This is a genomic window from Haloprofundus sp. MHR1, from assembly GCF_005155585.1.
Lineage (GTDB): Archaea > Halobacteriota > Halobacteria > Halobacteriales > Haloferacaceae > Haloprofundus > Haloprofundus halophilus.
Genome location: NZ_CP039833.1, coordinates 2,981,458 through 2,998,748 on the forward strand (window position 1 = coordinate 2,981,458; position 17,291 = coordinate 2,998,748).

Sequence of the window (17,291 nt, forward strand, 5' to 3'; positions counted from 1 at the left end):
AACCGACGGATATACTGTTACCAACGATAGTTCCCGAATCGAACGAGTCGGCCGCGACGCGTGCACAGACGGACGAGCACGGAACGAAGCAGAGTGGGGAAAGAACGAAAAGTAGAGAAAAGGGAAGAAGCCGTCGCCAGCGCGTCTCAGAGGTCGACGCGGTCGCCGATGGAGACGATGGTCAACGCCCGGGGATACGCGTAGCTGGCGGCGTGTTCGTGCAGCGCCGTCGGGTCGGCGGTCATCCCGCGCCACATGTCCCAGTGGCTCGGCAGCAGGCGGTCGAACCGGAGACTGCTGGCGGCTTCGACGATCTCGTTTTCGGTGCTGTACCACTTGGTTCGGACCATCTCCCCGGTCTCCTTGTTCGGGATGTTGCCGATCGAGCCGAACGCGAGGATGCCGAGGTCGATGTCGTACTTCTCGCCGATATCGTCGAACGCGTCGCTCGGTTTCGTGTCGCCGCCGTGGAAGATGGTGCCCGCGTCGTGTTCAACGACGTAGCTCACCGGGTGCGTCGCGTCGGCGTCGGCGGCGAGTTCGACGTGGACCGTGAACTCGCCCACCTCGAAGGAGTCGTCCTCCGAGACTTCGGTGAACTGGTCGTCGCTGACGTCCCAGACGTCCGTCCAGTTCTCCTCTTCGCGGGCGACGGCGAGACTGTCGTCGGGCGCGTAAAACTGTGCTCCCGTGTGTTCGAGAATCGGCGCTTGGCTCGGGCCGTGGACGTGGTCGGTGTGCTCGTGGGTCGCGAGAATCGCGTCCGCTTCTTCGACGTCTTCGGGGTTGAACGGGACCGGAATCATCCGGACCGTCCGCGGCGGGTCGCCGACGCCGAGATACGGGTCGACGAGCAGCGTCGTCCCGCGGTTCCCCTTGATGACGAAGCCGTTACAGCCGAGATACCAGACGGCGACAGTCTCGGGTTCGGCCGTCGCGACGGCGCGCGGCAGCCAATCACCCCAGTCACTACCGGTCATACCTCTCCATCCACGGCCGACGGGCTAAGTGTTGTGGACTCTTCAGAGCGGTTCGTCGCCCTCGATGATGCGCATCGCTCGGTCGCCGAGCGCGGGTACCTGCGTCTCCATCTGCGGGTAGAGGTCGTCGTCGGAGTTGCCCTCCAGGTACCGCCGGAAGAACATCTCGCCGAGCGCCGCGAGTTTGTACACCGCGAGCGTCCGGTAGAAGCGGTCGTGTTCGTACTCGAAACCGGTCTGCTCTTCCCACCGCGAGACGAGTTCGCGGCGAGTCGGATACTCCGGATGTTCCATGAACGTCGTCGTCAGGTCCGGAACCGCGGGTTCGGGGTCGTCGGCGTCGCGCCAGTACGAGAGCATCCACCCCACGTCGGTTCGCGGGTCGCCGAGCGTCGACAGTTCCCAGTCGAAGACGGCGTCGATTTCGGGCGGCGTTCCGGGCGCGTACATCACGTTGTCGAGTTTGTAGTCGCCGTGGACGAGCGTGTGTGGGTACGCTTCGGGGACGTTGTCGGTGAGCCACGACATCACGTCGTACAGTACCGGTACTTCGCGCTCCTCTGTCGTTCTCGAAAAGGCCCACGTCAACTGTTCGGACCACCGCTCGACTTGGCGTTCGGTGAAACCGTCGGGGTACCCGAACTCGCCGAGGCCGACGGAGTCGGGGTCGACAGCGTGAATCGTCGAGAGGGTGTCGACGAGTTCCGTCCCGATTCGTTCGCGGTGGGCGGCAGCGGCGAACCGCTCGGGTTCGGCCTCACGGAGCACGTCGCCGTCGATCCGCTCCATCACGTAGAAGTCGCTGCCGAGCACGTCGTGGTCGTCGCAGGCGAGAACCGTCGGCGCCAGCGGGACGTCGGTGCCCTGCAGTGCGTCCATCACTCGATACTCCCGGAGGACGTCGTGGGCGCTGGACGCCGTCTCCCCCGGCGGCGGGCGACGAATCACGAGTTCTCGGTTCCCCCACGTGACGAACAGCGTCTCGTTGGAGTGGCCTTCCTGGTGGTGGTCGACGGCGTACTCGTCGTCGGCGACGGGACCGAGTTCCGCGGCGAGGTACTCGCGGAGGCGTTCGGGGTCGACGAGACGGGTGAAGTAGTCGCCCTCGCGTGTCATGGGAGTACACGCGCACCCGAAGCATGAATAACTGTGTGTCGCGGCCGACGTGAGGACGCAGTTTCGAGGGCGTTCGACCGCTCTCGTCGCCGGGTTCCCGAAACCGCTGCGTCTGTCTGGTACCTTGTAAACTGTATTTCGCTGTACGAAGTTCGTGGTCGGCGGTGAGACGAGCCGAGTTCACGCAGCGTCGGAAATCGGCGACAGCCGGGCACACCGGCGCGTATCCCCGCATCGCTGCCTCCGAGTCCCTTCACCCCGGGACGCCGTCGGGACGGTTCCGGCGAATCTCCGCTTCGAGTCAGTATTGCACCGGTGATGCAAACGGTTTTGAGCGAGCGTCGCCTAGCGCCGCCAAGCGATGGCGAATTCGATGGGCGAGATGCTCCGGCAGGACATGCAGTGCGAGGGACTGCTGGAGTGTTTCCACGACCTCAAGGAGATCGACAAGGACGTCTTCCGACTGCTGAACGGGACCGAAGACCCCCTCACGGTCGACGAAATCGCCGACGAGATCGACCGCGAGCGGTCGACGGCGTACCGTTCGGTCCAGCGGTTGCTGCAGGCGGGCTTTCTCCAGAAGGAGCAAGTGAACTACGAACAGGGCGGCTACTACCACGTCTACCGGCCGCGCAATGCCGACGAAATCGCACAGGAGATGCAGCGGATGCTCAACGACTGGTACGCGAAGATGGGACAGCTCATCGGCGAGTTCAACGAGAAGTACGACGACGAACCCGTCCCCTCGCCCCCGGCCGAGAGCTGAGACGGCGATTGCCTCGGTCGTCCATCACCTCGCCCGAGAGACGGAGAGCTGCGCGGGTTTCGGCGGCGACGACGTTACGTCTGTGTCACTCGCGTTCGTGTCGTCCTTCTTCGAACTCCTCGACGATTTTCTCGCAGAACGCGTCCAAATCGCCGGGGTTCCGGCTGGTAACGACGCCCGCGTCGACGACGACTTCCTCGTCGACCCACTCGCCGCCGGCGTTTCGGATGTCGGTTCGGAGGCTGTGATAGGAGGTGAGCGTCAGTCCGTCCGCCACACCGGCTTCGACGAGCGTCCACGGGCCGTGACAGATGACGCCTATCGGCTTGTCCGCGTCGAACATCTCGCGGACGAACGTCACCGCGTCGTCGTCGGCGCGGAGTCGGTCCGCCCCGACGCAGCCGCCGGGGACTACGAGCGCGTCGTACTCCTCGGCGGAGACGTCGGAGAACGTCGCGTCCACCTCGAAGCTCTCTCCCGCGTCGAGGTCGTCGTTGACGGTTTCGGCCTCCTCGGTCCCGCTGCTGACGACGTCGACGGTGGCCCCGGCGTCTTCGACGGCCTGCTTAGGTTCGGTGAACTCGACCTGTTCGGTACCTCGCTGTGCGACGAAGAGCGCGACGGTCGTGTCGGCGAGTTCGTCTGCCATCGTGGAAGAGACGGCCGCCGCGCGTGTAAACGACGGGGCGGCAAATACAAGCCTCTCGCCGCGTCCGGCGTCCGGCTACCTTCTGTTCGTGTCGCCTCGAAGTGACCACCGTGACCGACCGACCGACCGACTCACCGCGCTCGTCCGCGCCGTCGAGCGGGTCGGACCGTGAACGAGTGAAGTGGAGTGTCGAGCGGGTCGAACCGTGAACGAGTGAGGTGGTGTGTCGAGCGGCCGCGTTCGAGCCGTGGACCAGACCCGCCGGTCCTCAGTGGAGTCATTCCTCCTGTCCGGGCGTCGTGAACGGGATCGTCGCGGAGGTCCGTTGGGTGACCGTCGCCGTCCGGGTGATGTACGAGAACAGAACCGCGAGCGGGGCGAGACCGACGACGGCGATGCCCGGGAGTACGACGTCTCTGGCGAGCGGTGGGATGGCGCTCGGCGTCGTCGTCAACGACAACAGAACGAGGATACAGAGCGCCTCCGCCGGGACGCCGACGTAGAGGAGCATCCGCGACAGCGACGAGAGTTCGTCCTGCAGGTAGACGGTCTTGAAGTACTGGCGCGCGACGTCGACGTCTTCGAGTCTGTCGACGAGGCGGTCCAGCGCCGCGTCGGTCTCGTCGGTGAGGTCGCGCTGCTCTCGAATCGCCCGCGCCCGGTAGATCTGTTCAGCGTAGTTCGTGGTCAGGGTCGCCGAGAGCGCGCGGAACGGACTGTCGTCGGTGTTCTCGATGAGTTCGACGACCGAGTCGACGTGTCTCGTCACGGACGCAACGAGGTCGTCGATCTCCTCCCACGCGTCGTCGTTTCCCGGGCCGATCGTGAGGCCGCCGAGGCGCTGGGCTTCCCGCCGCGTGTTCTCCATCAGTAGGTCGAGAAACGCCGTCGGACGGACGGGAGCGACACGGCCGGCCGCGTTCTCCACGCGGTGTTTGAACCCCTCCGTGTTCTCTATCTGGGACTCCAGTTCGCCCGGCGTCCGGAGCGTCCGCGAGAGCAGCAGTTGGTTGATAGAGACGACGACGGTGACGAGCGTGAGGTTCCCGCTGATCAACCCGCCGAAGACGTAGTAGACCGGTTGCAACTGGTCGAACTGCACCAGTCCGACCGCGACGAAGAGATACACCGCCGAGAACAGAACGGCCAACACGAGCGCCGAGAGCGTGACCCTGTTCCCGCGGAGGAGAACCCATTCGTGCGCTCTCTGGAGCGCTGAACGGTCGCCGAGTTGGGACAATCCGCCGTCGCTCACGTCCGGTTCTGTCATGGGTGAGGGACGTACCACGAGTTATCGCAAGAAAGTTGGTCGGCCCGGGAGCGCGTGGCTCCGGTCGGAGACTCCCGGGGGGAGTGACGGCCACGCTGTCACCTTTATCAATCCGGCAGCCGTGGGTTCTGTCATGTCTACAGACAGGTTCAGCGTCGCCGGACAGACCGCCATCGTCACCGGGGCGTCGAGCGGCATCGGGAAGGCAATCGCCGAGGAGTTCGCCGCCGGCGGCGCGAGCGTCGTCGTCTGCTCGCGCGAGCAGGGCAACGTCGAACCGGTCGCAGAGGGAATCCGCGAATCGGACGGTAACGCGCTGGCCGTCGAGTGCGACGTCACCGACCGCGACGCCGTCGAAGCGCTCGTGGAGGCGACCGTCGAGGAGTTCGGCGGCGTCGACACGCTCGTCAACAACGCGGGCGCGTCGTTCATGTCCTCGTTCGAGGACATCTCGCCGAACGGCTGGAACACCATCGTCGACATCAACCTCACCGGGACGTTCCACTGCACGCAGGTCGCCGGCGAGCACATGCGCGAGAACGGCGGCGGCAGCGTCGTCAACCTCGCCAGCGTCGCCGGCCAACAGGGGTCGCCGTACATGAGCCACTACGGCGCGGCGAAGGCGGGCGTCATCAACCTCACCACCTCGCTGGCGTACGAGTGGGCCGACCACGACGTGCGCGTCAACTGCATCGCCCCCGGGTTCGTCGCCACGCCCGGCGTCGAGAGCCAGATGGGCGTCTCCGGCGACGACATCGAGCGCGACGAGGTGAAGCGACGCATCGGCCTCAGCGAAGAAATTGCGGACATTGCACAATTTCTGGCCGCGCCCGCCTCCTCGTACGTCGTCGGCGAGACCGTCACCGCCCGCGGCGTCCCCGACGTGATGGAGACGCCGGACGTCTGAGTCGGGGCCGGTCAGTCAGGTTGGTTCGTCTCGTCGTTGCCGACGAGCGAGTCGACGACTCTGAACAGTAGGTAAAACGGCAGTAACGGGAACGTCAGCACGGCGATGAGCACGCCGATGATGCCGCCGATGAGCCCCATCTCCGCGTCCGGGGTGAAGTTTCGCTGTCGGGAAATCTGATTCTCCTCGTCGCTCGGTTGGTCGTTGTCGGGTGGCGCGCGGGACACGTTCGAACGTCGGGACCGCGAACGGTTGGCTTCCGACGTGGAGAATACAAGCGGACGAACGAGGGACGTGGCGGCAGTCGGTTCGAACGAACCATGGCGATGTGTCCAATCTGCGAGTCGCTGGTCGACGAGCACAACCCGCCCACGCAGGGCCACTACCAGGGCGAGACGTACTACTTCTGCAGCGTCGAACACCAGTCGGAGTTCGAAGACGAACACGTCCAGTGAGCGAGAGTTCGGGGGTCGCCCGTCCGCGGGTTACTCGCTGGTCTTCTCGTCCTCTCGGTCGCGTTCTCGGGCCGCCGGGTCGCGGTCGTCGGGGTCGCCGTAGCCGCCGCCGCCCGGCGTGCGGACGGTGACCGTCGTCCCCGCCGAAATTTCGCGGGTCGTCTTCGCCGGGACGGGGTCGCCGCCGACGAGGTTCTCGCCGACCGCGCCCGGTCTCCCGCCGGCGACGCCCGCCGGAGCGGTGCGTCGGCGCTCGGTCAGAAGCGAGACGGTGGCGTCGACGCCGACGGTGACGGCGCGTTCGACGCCGAGGCCGCCGCGGAACTGGCCGTCGCCGCCGCTGTCGGGGCGGAGCGCGTAGCGTTCGACCCGGAGCGGGTACTCGGCCTCCATCGCCTCGACCGGCGTGTTCAGCGTGTTCGTCATCCCGACCTGGACGCCGTCCATCCCGTCCTTCGTCGGGCGCGCGCCGAACCCGCCCGCGATAGTCTCGTAGTAGGTGAACCCGCCGGCCTCGCGGTTGCCGAGGATGAGGTTGTTCATCGTGCCCTGTCCCTGCGCGGGGACGCGGTCGGGGGCGGCGTCGGCGAGCGCAGTGAGGACTACGTCGGTGACGCGCTGACTGGTTTCGACGTTACCGCCGACGACGGCCGCGGGCGGCACGGGGTTCAGCAGCGAGCCCTCGGGCGCGGTGACCGAGATGGGGTCGTAACAGCCCTGGTTCGGTGGGATGTCCGGGTCGGTCACCGCGCGGACGACGAAGTAGACCGCGCTCTTTGCGACCGCGAGCGGCGCGTTGACGTTGCCCGCGACCTGGTCGGCGGTGCCCGAGAAGTCGACGCGAACCTCGCTTCCCTCTATCTCGACTTCGACTTCGATTGGCACGTCGTCGTCGGTGATTCCGTCGCCCTCCATCGCGTCGACGGCGCGGTACGTACCGTCGGGGAGGTCGGCGAGTTCGCTCGTGATGCGCTGGCGGGAGTAGTCGATGACCGCGCCGAAGGCGGCGAGGAGGCGTTCGCGGCCGTGCTCGGAGGCGAGGTCGGAGATGCGGGACTGCGCGCGGTCGTTGGCGGCGATCTGCGCGCGGAAGTCCGCGCGGCGCTCGCTCGGACTGCGGACGTTCGCCAAGAGGAGGCTCATCACGTCGTCGACGACTTCGCCCTCGGAGACGAGTCGGACGGGCGGCAGGCGGAGGCCCTCCTGGAAGATTTCGCGCGCGCCGGCGGGCATGCTCCCGGGCGTCATCCCGCCCACGTCGGCGTGGTGGGCGCGCGAGACGGCGTAGCCGAGAATCTCGCCGTCGACGGCGACCGGCGAGACCATCGTCACGTCCGGCAGGTGCGTGCCGCCCTCGAACGGGTCGTTGAGGACGAACACGTCACCCGGTTTCGGATTTCGGTCGAGGATGGCCGCGACCGAGGCGGGCATCGCGCCGAGGTGGACCGGGATGTGCTCTGCCTGTGCGACGAGTTGTCCCTCGGCGTCGAACAGCGCCGTCGAGCAGTCGCGGCGCTCCTTGATGTTCGGCGAGTACGCCGAGGTGATGAGCACCTGTCCCATCTCCTCGGCGACGCCCTCCAACTGGTTGCGAAGGATTTCGAGCGTCACCGCGTCGATTTCGGCGTCGGGAGAGCTCACAGACCCTCACCTCCCTTCGTCAGGACGACGGTGCCGTCGGCCTCGACCTCGCCGGACCACCCGGGCGGGACGACGGCGGTGCTCTCGTCCTGTTCGAGAATCGCGGGGCCGTCGAACGTCGCACCGACGCCGAGCGCCTCGCGGTCGTAGACGGTCGTCTCGTAGAACTCGCCGCCGCCGTCGAGTCCGAAGAACGCCTCTCGCGTCCCGCGAACCGGGTCGCCCGCACCCTCGTAATCGACCGACAGCGGGTCGCGTTCGACCGTCGCCGTCAGCCGGAGGTTGACGAGTTCGACGGGGTCCGAGAGCGTGTAGCCGTACGCCTCCTCGTGCGCCGCGGTGAAGCGTTCGGCGACCGCCTCGGCGTCGAACTCGTCGCCGACGGGGACGGAGAGTTCGAAGCTCTGGCCGACGTAGCGGAGGTCGGCGACGCGGTCGATACTCGCGTCGTCGGGCGCGGAGACGTCGGCCAACACGTCGGCGCGGAGGTCGTCGTACGCCGATTCGACGCGGTCGGGGTCCACGTCGGCGAGCGAGGTCCGGACGGTCCGGACCGAGTCGTGTTTCTCGTCGGCCGCGAGGAGTCCGTACGCCGAGAGCACCCCGCAGGCGCGCGGGACGACGACCGTTTCGACGCCCAACTCGTCGGCGAGCGCGGCCGCGTGCATCGGCCCCGCACCGCCGAAGGCGGCGAGCGCGAACTGCCGGGGGTCGTGGCCGCGTTCGACGGTGATAGTTCGGATGGCGCGAGTCATGTTCGCGTTGGCGACGCGGTAGACGCCCCGCGCAGCGGCGAGCGCGTCGGGCAGGTCGGCATCGTCGGCGAGGACGGAGAGCGCGTCGCGGGCGGCGTCGACGTCGAGCGAGAGTTCGCCGCCGAGGGCGGTGTCCCCGCCGATGTAGCCGAGCACGACGTTCGCGTCGGTGACGGTCGGCTTCTCGCCGCCGCGACCGTACGAGGCCGGTCCGGGGTTCGCGCCCGCCGACTCGGGGCCGACGCGGAGCGCGCCGCCGGCGTCGACCCACGCGACGCTCCCGCCGCCCGCGCCGACGGTGTGCACGTCGACCATCGGCACGCGGATGGGGTGGCCGTTTATCTCGGCGTCGGTGGTCCGTTCGACCTCGCCGTCGCGGACGAGGCTCACGTCGCTGGAGGTGCCGCCCATGTCGAAGGTGACGAGGCCGCGCAGCGACTCGGCCGCTTCGACGGTCGCCCCCGCGCCGACGACGCCCGCGGCGGGTCCGGAGAGCGCCGTCGTCACCGCGTGCTTTCGTACCGTCTCGGCCGACGCGATGCCGCCGTTCGACTGCATGATTCGCGGCGTCGGAACGCCGGCGTCGCTCGCTCGCTCTTCGAGACGGCCGACGTAGGCGTCGATGGCCGGTGTGACGTACGCGTCGACGACGGTCGTCGAGGTTCGCTCGTACTCGCGGAACTCCGCGAGCACCTCGTGGGACACCGAAATCGGGACGTCGAGTTCCTCCCGGAGTACATCGGCGACGGCCTGCTCGTTCTCCGGGTGCGCGTACGCGTGAAGGAGCGAGACGGTGACGCTCTCGGCTCCCGCGGCCTCGATGTCGCCGGCGAGGTCGCGGATTTCGTCGGCGTCGACGGCGCGTTCGACCCCGTCGGCGGTCGCGCGCTCGTCGACCTCGAAACGGCGACGACGGGGGACGAGCGGGTCGGGGAGTTCGGCGTCGAGGTCGTAGAGGCTCGGACGGTTTTGGCGTCTGATTTCGAGCACGTCGCGGAAGCCCTCGGTGGTGACGAGCGCCGTCTTTGCACCGTTCGATTCGAGCAGCGCGTTGACCGAGACGGTCATCGCGTGCGAGAACGCGTCGAGCCTCGCGGGGTCGAGGTCGGCCTCCGCACAGGCTTTCTCGATGCCCTCCATCACGCCGACGCTCTGGTCGTCGGTGCTGGGAACTTTCGCGGTGACGAGCGACCCGTCGTCGGTCAGGAGGACGACGTCGGTGAACGTGCCGCCCACGTCGACGCCGATGTGCGAGGGCACTCAGAGCACCCCCGCGACTTCGAGCAGCGTTCGGATGCCGAGCCAGACGACGATGGCGGTGACGATGCCGCCGAGGACGTTCTGTTCCGTGCCGTTCGTGTACTCGCCGAGGAGTGTGTCCGAGTTCATCGCGACGATGAGGAAGATGGCGACGATAGGGAGCAAGATTCCGTTAACGACCTGCGCGAAGACGATGATCTCGACCGGACTCCCGCCGAGCAGCACCGACGAGACGCCGACGGTGAGGATGACCGCCCAGACGGCGCGGAACTTGGTGTCCGAGAGGTCCGACTCCCAGCCGAGCGCTCCCGCGGTTGCGTACGCGCCCGCGAGCGGGGCGGTCGTCGCGCTCGTGAACCCGGCGGCGAAGAGGCCGATGCTGAAGAAGAGCGTCGCGTACGGCCCGGCGATGGGTCGGAGCTGTTCGGCCATCCGACCGACGTCATCGATCTCGGTGCCGACGGGGAACGCCGCGGCCGCCGTCACGAGGATGGCGATGGTGATGACGCCGCCGCCGACGATCGAGAGCACCGTGTCGGTCCGGCACTCGCGAAGGTCGCCGGGGCCGGCCCAGCGCTCCTGGACGTTGCTCGCGTGCAGAAAGAGGTTGTAGCCGACGACCGTCGTTCCGATGAGCCCGGTGATGAGAAACAGCGACCCCTCGGGGACCGCCGGGACGAACCCGAGCGCGAGCGCGCCGAGGTCGGGGCCGATGAGCACCGCCGAGGCGAGAAACGAGAACGCCATCAACGCGACGAGCCCGACGAGCACCCGCTCGATGAGTTCGTACTTCCCCGTGTAGAGCAGCGCGCCGGCGACGAGGCCCATCAGGATGCCCCACCACGTCGCGCTCACGCCGGTTATCGTCTCCAGCCCCGCCGCGCCGCCGAGAATATTCCCGGCTTCGTAGGCGGCGGTACCGATGCCGATGGCCGAGACGACGAGGACGATGGTGGCCCACTTCGCGACCTCGTTGTCGAACTGGTTACGCAACGCCTCGCCGAGTCCCTCGCGAGAGACGAGCCCCAGTCGGGCGCTCATCTCCTGGAGGACGATCGTCGCGACGATGGAAAAGAGGATAGTCCAGACGAGCGCGTAGCCGAACTCCGCGCCGGTGACGCTCGCGGTCGTTACCGTCCCGGGGCCGATGAACGCCGCGGCGACCATCGCACCGGGACCGATGGTTTTCAGTCTGTCTACGAGTGACATATGTGCTGTATTCACACACTTCTCGCTCACGGCAAAAGGGTTGTTGAGACCGGTGAACACCGAATACGCGGCCCGTGTGAACAGGTATGAACGACCGTGCAGTCTCGACAGCCGTCGCGTCGTTCAGCCGCCGGAACCCCGCGTCTCGGTCAACAACACCTTCGAGACGCCCTCGTTGATGGTGAGGTCGAACGAGAGGTTGGTGGTGGAGCGGTCGATGAACCCGAGCATGAACCACTTGACCGATTCGGAGGGAAAGACGACGTGGTAGGTGCGACGCTCCGTGCCGCCTTCGGTCCGCCGGACCGTGAGGAAGCCGCAGAACGAGAGCCAGTCGAGCAGCTCGCCGAGCGAGTCGAAGCGCCGTTCGTACTCGTGGGCGTGGTAGTCGGCGACGCGGTTGGCGGCCGCGAGGAACTCCGGGTCGGGCCTGCCGTCCTCGGCTTCGACGTGGTCGAGAAAGCAGTGCAGGAAGTCCACGTCCAGCAGGACGTGTTCGCCCGACGAGAGCATCTGGTGGTACGCTTCGAGATTGGGCCCGGCGTCGGCGGTCGCCGCCTCGAAGTTCGCGGCGTAGAACGTCAGCGCTCGGCGGACGACCTCGCTTCGCGACGTGTCGGTCCGACCGACCAGGTCGCCGAGCGCCGCCTCCGCCTCGTCGTCGAGCGAGATCGTCAACCGGTTCGTCGGCATGCCCTCCGCTACGAGCGGCCGGGGGTAAAGCTGTTTCTTCGGTATTTCACCGACCGTCGCGGAACTCGTTGACCACCGCGCCGCCGCCGATCATCCCGAGGACGAAGTTCACGAGGCCGCCCAGAATCGGGACGAGGCCGATGAGCGAGACGATGATGACGCCGACGACCAGTGCCTTGAACAGGCTGTCGTCGACTGCGCCGCCCGCGACGAGCATCCCGAGGGTCACAGCCACGATGACGTTCCCGACGATACCGAGGACCAGCAGTGCGGGAATCGTGACGATCATCGTGATGATGAGAATGGAGGCGACCAGCAGTCCGACGAACGCGATGAGTCCCCAGATGAACGACGAGACGGGGTCGTCGCGGACTCGGGCGGAGGTCCGTCGGAGGTAGTCCGGCGCGACGGCGACGACGATGCCGCCGATGACGAGGTTGAGTGCTAACGAGGCGACGAAAGTCAGAATCGGCGAGATTTGCGGCGGGCTGGGAGTCGAGGGCGGTTGCTGGGCGGCGGCGACGCCCGCCAACGCGGCGAGCGCGACGGTGGCCGACCCCGCGACGCGGAGAGTGCGTTTGGAGACCATACCAGTGAGAATGAACAACGCCATGAAATGTTTTGGGGTTGAGTGCCGGCGTCGCTCGGTACTCGCCTTCAGCGACCGTCGCGGAACTCGTTGACCATCGCACCAGCGCCCATCATTCCGATGACGAAGTTCACCACGAGACCGAGAATCGGAATCTGGCTGACGAGCGTGACGACGAGGAGGCCGACTGCGAGCGGCTTGAGCAGACTGTCGTCGACGCCACCGCCTACGATGGCCATCCCGATACCCACGCAAGCGATGATGTTCCCGACGATACCGAACACCAGCATCGCGGGAATCGTGACGATCATCGTGATGATGAGGATGGAACCGACTACCAGAACGACGAACGCGAGAAGGCCCCAGAGGAACGTCGAAACGGGGTCGTCGCGGAAGCGGGTAGTAGTCCGCCGGAGGTAGTCCGGTACGAAGACGACGAGGAGGCCGCCGACGAGAAGGTTGAAAACGAACGACCCGCCGACGGCGACGAGCGGCGAAAACCGGGGCGTACTCCGGGGCGAGGGCACTTGCTGTGCGGCGACGACGCCCGCCAGCGCGACGAGCGCGACGGTGGCCGACCCCGCGACTCGGAGAACGCGTTTGGAGACCATAGCGGAGGGACAGAGCAGATACGTGAAAAAATTGTGGAGAGACGACCGCCGGCGACGACTACGCCGACCTCACCACGTGCCGTGGAACGTGTCGAACTCCAGATTTTCGAGCGGTTCGTTGCCGACGGCGATTTCGTACTCGCCTGGGGTCAGCATCGGCTTGTGGAAGCGCGGGCCGTCGTCGGTGGTGATGCGCGGACAGCCGGTGTTGACGAACGCGTCCATGTTGAAGTTGCGCAGGCGGTCCGGCGTGACTTCGTCCATCGTAATGAGGTAGGCGTTCTCGTTGTTCTCGACTATCTCCTGGGCTTTCTCCCAGCGACCCTGCCCGATTTTGGTGCAGAAGATGACGCCCCACTTGTCGGCGTCCATCGCGCGGTGGACCGCGCCGTAGCGCTGCTTGAGGAATTTTTCCGTATCTGCGATGGTGACGACGTTGTTGACGGGGTCGGCGATGACGACGTTCTTGTCGGGGTGTTCCATCGCCAGGCCGAGCGGGTGGAACTTCCCGCCGCCGACGTACAACACCTGGTCGGCGTCGATGTCCGCGGAGGCGTAGTTGCAGCCGAGCACCTGCCCCTCGTGGGTGAGTCGGTCGTCGCCGCGGCGGGTGTGGACCTCGAAGCCGCGCTCCTCGAGCCACTCGCACATGTCCTCGAAGAGGTTCATGTGCTGGGCCGTCGTAACGAGACCCACGTCGGGGTTCTCCTCGGGGTCGTCGAGTTCCTCCAGCGACTCCTCCATGATGGGGAAGGGGTCGACGTTCGAGAAGAGGGGAACGTAGATTATCTTGTCCGACTCCTTCATCGGCGAGTGGCCGAAGTGGACGAACACGTCGGTCCGGCGCATCAGGTAGGTGTCGAGGTCGCACGCGCCGTAACACGGCTGCCCCGAGAGCAGGAACGTCACGTCGTCGTCGCAGAGCTCTCGGAGGTCGTCGGCGACGGCCGGGCCCCGGCGCTTGAGACCTTCGGGGAACTGCAGGCCGACTTTCGTCGCGTCGCGCTCCTCGATCTCGTCGATGATGCGTTCGAGTTCGTAGTCCCACTCGCGGTCGTGGCGGAGGGCCATGCCCGTGTTCCTGAGGTCCCCCTCGGAGTAGGCGTCCTGGCTCATTGGCCTCTCTTGCGCGTCGGGACGTTTAACCTCGGCGTTTCTGGGATTCGCCGCGTAGCGGCTTCGACGCCGCTCGGCGGACGAGAAATCGACACCGCGGGAGTTCCGCGACCGTTCGTCGAGTCGCCGGAGCGAGCGTGTGCGGGTCGCCCCGTCGCGGGTACCTCGGGCACGTATCGGAGAACGACCTCGGTCGGTTTCGGATGTGCCGCCGCCGCGAGACCTCGACACAGTCACCGTCGGCGCGTCGTCGGGGGTGACACCGCACCGTGGTAATCATGCGTCTGCGTGTCGTAGTCGGTGTATGTCCGCGGAACCGGTTCGATGCCCCGACTGCGAAGCCGATATCGAAACGACCGACGACCTCGAACACGACCACGAAGTCGCCGAACTCGAACTCGACGACGCGGTCGACCCGCCGCGCGTGATTCTCGGCGCGGGGACCAGAGACCTCTGGCGTTGCAAGAACTGCGGGCGAGTCCTCGGCGTCAACTAACGTCCCGAGACGCACGGCGAACGGTACCGGTTACGTCGGCGTCACTCCCCGTTTAAAGACCGACGAGGCCATACGTGGGGCCGATGGCCGACCTGCCACTGGAACACGTACACGTCGAACCCGCCGTATCGAGCGACGGCCCCGCGCCCGCCGTCTTCGTTCTCCACGGACGGGGTGCCGACGAAGAGGACCTGCTTCCCGTCGCCCAGCAGTTGCCCGACACGCTACACGTCGTCAGCCTCCGAGCGCCGGACCGGTTGATGGGCGGGTACACGTGGTACGAACTCGACATGTCCGGGGGCGGCCTCCACCAGAGCCAACCGCACGCAGAGGAGTTCCGCCGGAGCCTCGACCTCGTATCGGAGAGCGTCAACGCCGCGGTCGAGGCGTACGACCTCGACGCGGGGAACCTCGGACTGCTCGGCTTCAGCCAGGGGTCCATCACGAGTCTCGCGCTCCTCTTGGAGAACCCCGAGCGATTCGCGTGGGTCGTCGCGCTGCACGGCTACCTCGCGGAGTCGCACACGGAGCTCGAACCGTCCGGACTCACCGGAAAGCCGGTGTTCGTCGGAGCCGGCAGCGCCGACCAGATAATCCCCGCGGCGCGCGCCGAGGCGGCCGCAGAGCGCCTGAAAGAACTCGGTGCGGACGTCTCGTTCTCGGTGTACCAAGTGGGTCACGGCGTCGGTCAGGACGAACTCCGCGACCTCGCCGAGTTCGTCGAGAACCGACTGTCGTAACGCTCAATTACTCTGCTCCGAATCGTTGCGGCGATGCCCTGCCCGTTCTGTGCGGTCGTCGACGGCGACGCTCCCGGAGTCGTCCTCGACGAACGCTCCGAGTCGCTCGTCGTCGTCCCTCGAACGCCGGAGACGCCGGGACACGTGCTCGTCGTCACCCGAGACCACTATCGGAGTCTCTTCGACGTGCCCGAGGAAGTGCTCTCGGACGTCACGGAGCACGCTCGGGACGTCTCGCATCGCCTGCAGACGGCCGGTTACGACGGCGTCAACCTACTACACGCCAGCGGCGAGGCCGCCCAGCAGTCGGTGCCCCACTTCCACATCCACCTCGCGCCGCGTCGAGACGTCGACGGCTACGACCTCTGGCCTGCCTCGAACCAGTGGGACGGAACGAACCAGCACGGCGTGTACGACGAACTCCACGCGGTGCTCGGCGACGAGAGATAGCGAGTCGAGGCGTCGCGCGTCCGAAACTCCGAACGTCGACAGCTAGACCCCGGGGACGAACGAGGTCACCCCGGCCGTCTCGGCGACCATCCATCCGACGAACGAGAGGTAGGTCGTGAGCAACACCGTCGCTTCGCCGTCGGTCAGTTCGAGGTCGGTCCGCATCGCGGTGAACAGCACGACGGTGGCCACCGTCAGAAAGCCCATCATCGGCACGGCCGCGCCGTAGTTGAACTCGACCGTACCCACGATGAGAACGCCGACCGGAACGGCGACGAGCAGGTCGAAGATGTTGCTTCCGAGGACGTTTGCGAGGCTCGTCACGCCGCGGTCGTCGCGGGCGGCGCGGACGCTGACGAGCGTGTCGGGGAGGCTGGTCCCGGCGGCGACGACGGTGAGACCCCAGAGGTACTCCGGCGTGCCGAACACGTCGGCGAAGCCGCGAGCGGCGTGGACCAACCCCTCGACGGAGACGACGACGATGACGAGACTCGCCGCCAGCAGCGCCCACTGCTTGCCGACGTCGACGGTTCCACCGGGCGACGGCGGGTCGTAGTCGGCGGTGTCCTGGTACTGGATGAAGATGTACAGGCCGTAGAGCAGGATGGGCAGGAGCGCCATCGGTCGCGTGACGGTGGTGACGAGTCCGCCGGCGTCGGTGACCGGCCTCGGCGAGTAGATGACTCCGAAGGAGAACACCAACAGCAACACGGCGACCGAGAGCATGTAGAACTGCGCCTCCTTGTACACCACGTTGCGGTCGGCTTCGAGGCGGTCCGAGAACAGCGTCGCCACCGCCGGGATGACGAGGACGTTGAAGATGGCCGACCCCACGATAGCGCCGACGCCGAGGCCGAACGAGTCGTGCAGAACCGTCGAGAGAACCACGCTCGCCAGTTCCGGGAAGCTCGACCCGACGGCGACGACGACGGCCCCGTGGACGGCGGGCGGGAGGCCGTAGTGCTCCGAGAGTTGCTCGCTGGAGGATTCGAGCAGGTCGCTGCCGTACCAGACGACGGCCGTGGAGACGACGGCGAGCCCGAGCAGAGAGAGCGCAGACTGCATCGTCCGAGCGTTCTCGGTCGACCGGATATAACCCGGTGGTACGATCGTCGATTCCGGTGAGCGCCGTCCGGTCGGCTATTCGGCAGGCCTAAACCGCTCCGGTTCCAAGCGCGCCCATGAGCATCGAGACGGCGCGGACGGACGAGCTCGGCCGCGAACTCGGCGACGCCATCGCGGCCCTCCCCGAGTACGAAGCGTTCGAAGACGCGAAAGCCGCAGTCGAGGACGACGACGAGGTCCAAGCCCAGATTTCGGAGTTCGAGCAGCTCCGCGAGGAGTTCATGGTCGCGCGTCAGATGGGCGAGGCGAACCAACAGCAGCTACAGAAAGTTCAGCGCGCCCAGCAGGAACTGCACTCGCTGCCGACGATGGCCGAGTATCTCGAAGCGCAGGAGGAGCTCCAGAGCCGCCTCGAAGAGATCAACAGGGCGATTTCGGAGCCGCTCGCCGTCGACTTCGGCGGCGAGGCCGGCGGCTGCTGTCACGACTAAGCACCCACCTTTTACGCTGCGTGAGGGCGCAA

20 protein-coding genes are annotated in these 17,291 nt (G+C 66.8%); 7 read left to right on the forward strand and 13 right to left on the reverse strand.

Going from position 1 to position 17,291, the window contains the following annotated elements; all coding sequences use genetic code 11:
- Positions 1-146: 146 nt before the first annotated feature.
- Both FCF25_RS15055 and FCF25_RS15060 read right to left on the reverse strand, forming a co-directional pair.
- Positions 147-980, reverse strand: a complete 834-nt coding sequence (locus FCF25_RS15055; RefSeq protein ID WP_137049271.1) for an MBL fold metallo-hydrolase — start codon at positions 978-980, stop codon at positions 147-149.
- Between the two features lie 42 nt (positions 981-1,022).
- Complete coding sequence (locus tag FCF25_RS15060; RefSeq protein WP_117591044.1) at positions 1,023-2,096, reverse strand: phosphotransferase family protein; 1,074 nt, start codon at positions 2,094-2,096, stop codon at positions 1,023-1,025.
- A gap of 361 nt (positions 2,097-2,457) precedes the next feature.
- On the opposite strand from FCF25_RS15060, the gene FCF25_RS15065 reads away from it, so the two are divergent.
- Positions 2,458-2,862, forward strand: coding sequence for a helix-turn-helix domain-containing protein (locus FCF25_RS15065; RefSeq protein ID WP_117591043.1), 405 nt, complete (start codon positions 2,458-2,460; stop codon positions 2,860-2,862).
- Positions 2,863-2,947: 85 nt separating this feature from the next.
- Here FCF25_RS15065 and FCF25_RS15070 read toward each other — a convergent pair whose 3' ends face one another.
- Positions 2,948-3,511, reverse strand: coding sequence for a type 1 glutamine amidotransferase domain-containing protein (locus tag FCF25_RS15070; protein WP_137049272.1), 564 nt, complete (start codon positions 3,509-3,511; stop codon positions 2,948-2,950).
- 277 nt (positions 3,512-3,788) lie between these two features.
- Positions 3,789-4,781 (reverse strand): hypothetical protein, encoded by a 993-nt coding sequence (locus FCF25_RS15075; RefSeq protein ID WP_137049273.1) that lies wholly within the window; start codon positions 4,779-4,781, stop codon positions 3,789-3,791.
- Positions 4,782-4,914: 133 nt separating this feature from the next.
- Here FCF25_RS15075 and FCF25_RS15080 point away from each other — a divergent pair, with 133 nt between their 5' ends.
- On the forward strand, positions 4,915-5,688 hold the full coding sequence (locus FCF25_RS15080; protein ID WP_137049274.1) for an SDR family NAD(P)-dependent oxidoreductase: 774 nt from the start codon (positions 4,915-4,917) through the stop codon (positions 5,686-5,688).
- 11 nt (positions 5,689-5,699) lie between these two features.
- On the opposite strand, the gene FCF25_RS15085 is transcribed toward FCF25_RS15080, so the two are convergent.
- Positions 5,700-5,915 carry a hypothetical protein gene (locus FCF25_RS15085; protein ID WP_137049275.1) on the reverse strand — a complete coding sequence of 72 codons (216 nt, stop codon included), beginning with the start codon at positions 5,913-5,915 and terminating at the stop codon, positions 5,700-5,702.
- A 93-nt stretch (positions 5,916-6,008) separates the two neighbouring features.
- Here FCF25_RS15085 and FCF25_RS15955 point away from each other — a divergent pair, with 93 nt between their 5' ends.
- Positions 6,009-6,143, forward strand: a complete 135-nt coding sequence (locus FCF25_RS15955) for a YHS domain-containing protein (RefSeq protein WP_137049276.1) — start codon at positions 6,009-6,011, stop codon at positions 6,141-6,143.
- A 30-nt stretch (positions 6,144-6,173) separates the two neighbouring features.
- Here the strand turns inward: FCF25_RS15955 and FCF25_RS15095 are convergent, their stop codons facing one another.
- From FCF25_RS15095 to dph2, 7 genes are all read right to left on the reverse strand, one after another.
- The gene (locus FCF25_RS15095) at positions 6,174-7,784 is read right to left on the reverse strand and encodes a hydantoinase B/oxoprolinase family protein (protein ID WP_137049277.1); all 1,611 of its coding nucleotides are present in this window, start codon (positions 7,782-7,784) and stop codon (positions 6,174-6,176) included.
- A complete protein-coding gene (locus FCF25_RS15100; RefSeq protein WP_137049278.1) occupies positions 7,781-9,799 on the reverse strand; it encodes a hydantoinase/oxoprolinase family protein in 2,019 nt (672 codons plus the stop codon). The genes FCF25_RS15095 and FCF25_RS15100 overlap by 4 nt, the downstream gene beginning before the upstream one ends.
- On the reverse strand, positions 9,800-11,008 hold the full coding sequence (locus FCF25_RS15105) for an Nramp family divalent metal transporter (protein ID WP_137049279.1): 1,209 nt from the start codon (positions 11,006-11,008) through the stop codon (positions 9,800-9,802). It lies immediately after the preceding gene.
- Between the two features lie 123 nt (positions 11,009-11,131).
- Positions 11,132-11,701: a ribbon-helix-helix protein, CopG family gene (locus FCF25_RS15110; RefSeq protein ID WP_137049280.1), complete on the reverse strand. Its 570-nt coding sequence runs from the start codon at positions 11,699-11,701 to the stop codon at positions 11,132-11,134.
- Positions 11,702-11,747: 46 nt separating this feature from the next.
- Positions 11,748-12,290 (reverse strand): hypothetical protein, encoded by a 543-nt coding sequence (locus FCF25_RS15115; protein WP_137049281.1) that lies wholly within the window; start codon positions 12,288-12,290, stop codon positions 11,748-11,750.
- 68 nt (positions 12,291-12,358) lie between these two features.
- Positions 12,359-12,901, reverse strand: a complete 543-nt coding sequence (locus FCF25_RS15120) for a hypothetical protein (protein ID WP_137049282.1) — start codon at positions 12,899-12,901, stop codon at positions 12,359-12,361.
- Positions 12,902-12,970: 69 nt separating this feature from the next.
- Positions 12,971-14,017 (reverse strand): diphthamide biosynthesis enzyme Dph2, encoded by a 1,047-nt coding sequence (gene dph2, locus FCF25_RS15125; RefSeq protein ID WP_117591032.1) that lies wholly within the window; start codon positions 14,015-14,017, stop codon positions 12,971-12,973.
- Between the two features lie 304 nt (positions 14,018-14,321).
- Between dph2 and FCF25_RS15130 the strand changes: the two genes are divergently transcribed.
- From FCF25_RS15130 to FCF25_RS15140, 3 genes are all read left to right on the forward strand, one after another.
- The gene (locus FCF25_RS15130) at positions 14,322-14,513 is read left to right on the forward strand and encodes a hypothetical protein (RefSeq protein WP_117591031.1); all 192 of its coding nucleotides are present in this window, start codon (positions 14,322-14,324) and stop codon (positions 14,511-14,513) included.
- A gap of 83 nt (positions 14,514-14,596) precedes the next feature.
- Entirely contained in the window at positions 14,597-15,253 is a 657-nt protein-coding gene (locus tag FCF25_RS15135) for an alpha/beta hydrolase (protein ID WP_137049283.1), read from the forward strand.
- Between the two features lie 33 nt (positions 15,254-15,286).
- Positions 15,287-15,703, forward strand: a complete 417-nt coding sequence (locus FCF25_RS15140; protein ID WP_137049284.1) for an HIT family protein — start codon at positions 15,287-15,289, stop codon at positions 15,701-15,703.
- Between the two features lie 42 nt (positions 15,704-15,745).
- On the opposite strand, the gene FCF25_RS15145 is transcribed toward FCF25_RS15140, so the two are convergent.
- Complete coding sequence (locus FCF25_RS15145; protein WP_137049285.1) at positions 15,746-16,768, reverse strand: sodium:calcium antiporter; 1,023 nt, start codon at positions 16,766-16,768, stop codon at positions 15,746-15,748.
- A 116-nt stretch (positions 16,769-16,884) separates the two neighbouring features.
- Between FCF25_RS15145 and FCF25_RS15150 the strand changes: the two genes are divergently transcribed.
- Positions 16,885-17,259, forward strand: a complete 375-nt coding sequence (locus FCF25_RS15150; protein WP_117591027.1) for a YlbF family regulator — start codon at positions 16,885-16,887, stop codon at positions 17,257-17,259.
- Positions 17,260-17,291: the final 32 nt, after the last annotated feature.

Coding starts and splice junctions, on each gene's coding strand:
- FCF25_RS15070 (WP_137049272.1), bottom strand. CDS start 3,511: ATGGCAGACGAACTCGCCGACACGACCGTCGCGCTCTTCGTCGCACAG.
- FCF25_RS15055 (WP_137049271.1), bottom strand. CDS start 980: ATGACCGGTAGTGACTGGGGTGATTGGCTGCCGCGCGCCGTCGCGACG.
- FCF25_RS15955 (WP_137049276.1), top strand. CDS start 6,009: ATGGCGATGTGTCCAATCTGCGAGTCGCTGGTCGACGAGCACAACCCG.
- FCF25_RS15080 (WP_137049274.1), top strand. CDS start 4,915: ATGTCTACAGACAGGTTCAGCGTCGCCGGACAGACCGCCATCGTCACC.
- FCF25_RS15140 (WP_137049284.1), top strand. CDS start 15,287: ATGCCCTGCCCGTTCTGTGCGGTCGTCGACGGCGACGCTCCCGGAGTC.
- FCF25_RS15110 (WP_137049280.1), bottom strand. CDS start 11,701: ATGCCGACGAACCGGTTGACGATCTCGCTCGACGACGAGGCGGAGGCG.
- FCF25_RS15135 (WP_137049283.1), top strand. CDS start 14,597: ATGGCCGACCTGCCACTGGAACACGTACACGTCGAACCCGCCGTATCG.
- FCF25_RS15150 (WP_117591027.1), top strand. CDS start 16,885: ATGAGCATCGAGACGGCGCGGACGGACGAGCTCGGCCGCGAACTCGGC.
- FCF25_RS15145 (WP_137049285.1), bottom strand. CDS start 16,768: ATGCAGTCTGCGCTCTCTCTGCTCGGGCTCGCCGTCGTCTCCACGGCC.
- FCF25_RS15130 (WP_117591031.1), top strand. CDS start 14,322: ATGTCCGCGGAACCGGTTCGATGCCCCGACTGCGAAGCCGATATCGAA.
- FCF25_RS15075 (WP_137049273.1), bottom strand. CDS start 4,781: ATGACAGAACCGGACGTGAGCGACGGCGGATTGTCCCAACTCGGCGAC.
- FCF25_RS15115 (WP_137049281.1), bottom strand. CDS start 12,290: ATGGTCTCCAAACGCACTCTCCGCGTCGCGGGGTCGGCCACCGTCGCG.
- FCF25_RS15065 (WP_117591043.1), top strand. CDS start 2,458: ATGGCGAATTCGATGGGCGAGATGCTCCGGCAGGACATGCAGTGCGAG.
- FCF25_RS15060 (WP_117591044.1), bottom strand. CDS start 2,096: ATGACACGCGAGGGCGACTACTTCACCCGTCTCGTCGACCCCGAACGC.
- dph2 (WP_117591032.1), bottom strand. CDS start 14,017: ATGAGCCAGGACGCCTACTCCGAGGGGGACCTCAGGAACACGGGCATG.
- FCF25_RS15105 (WP_137049279.1), bottom strand. CDS start 11,008: ATGTCACTCGTAGACAGACTGAAAACCATCGGTCCCGGTGCGATGGTC.
- FCF25_RS15120 (WP_137049282.1), bottom strand. CDS start 12,901: ATGGTCTCCAAACGCGTTCTCCGAGTCGCGGGGTCGGCCACCGTCGCG.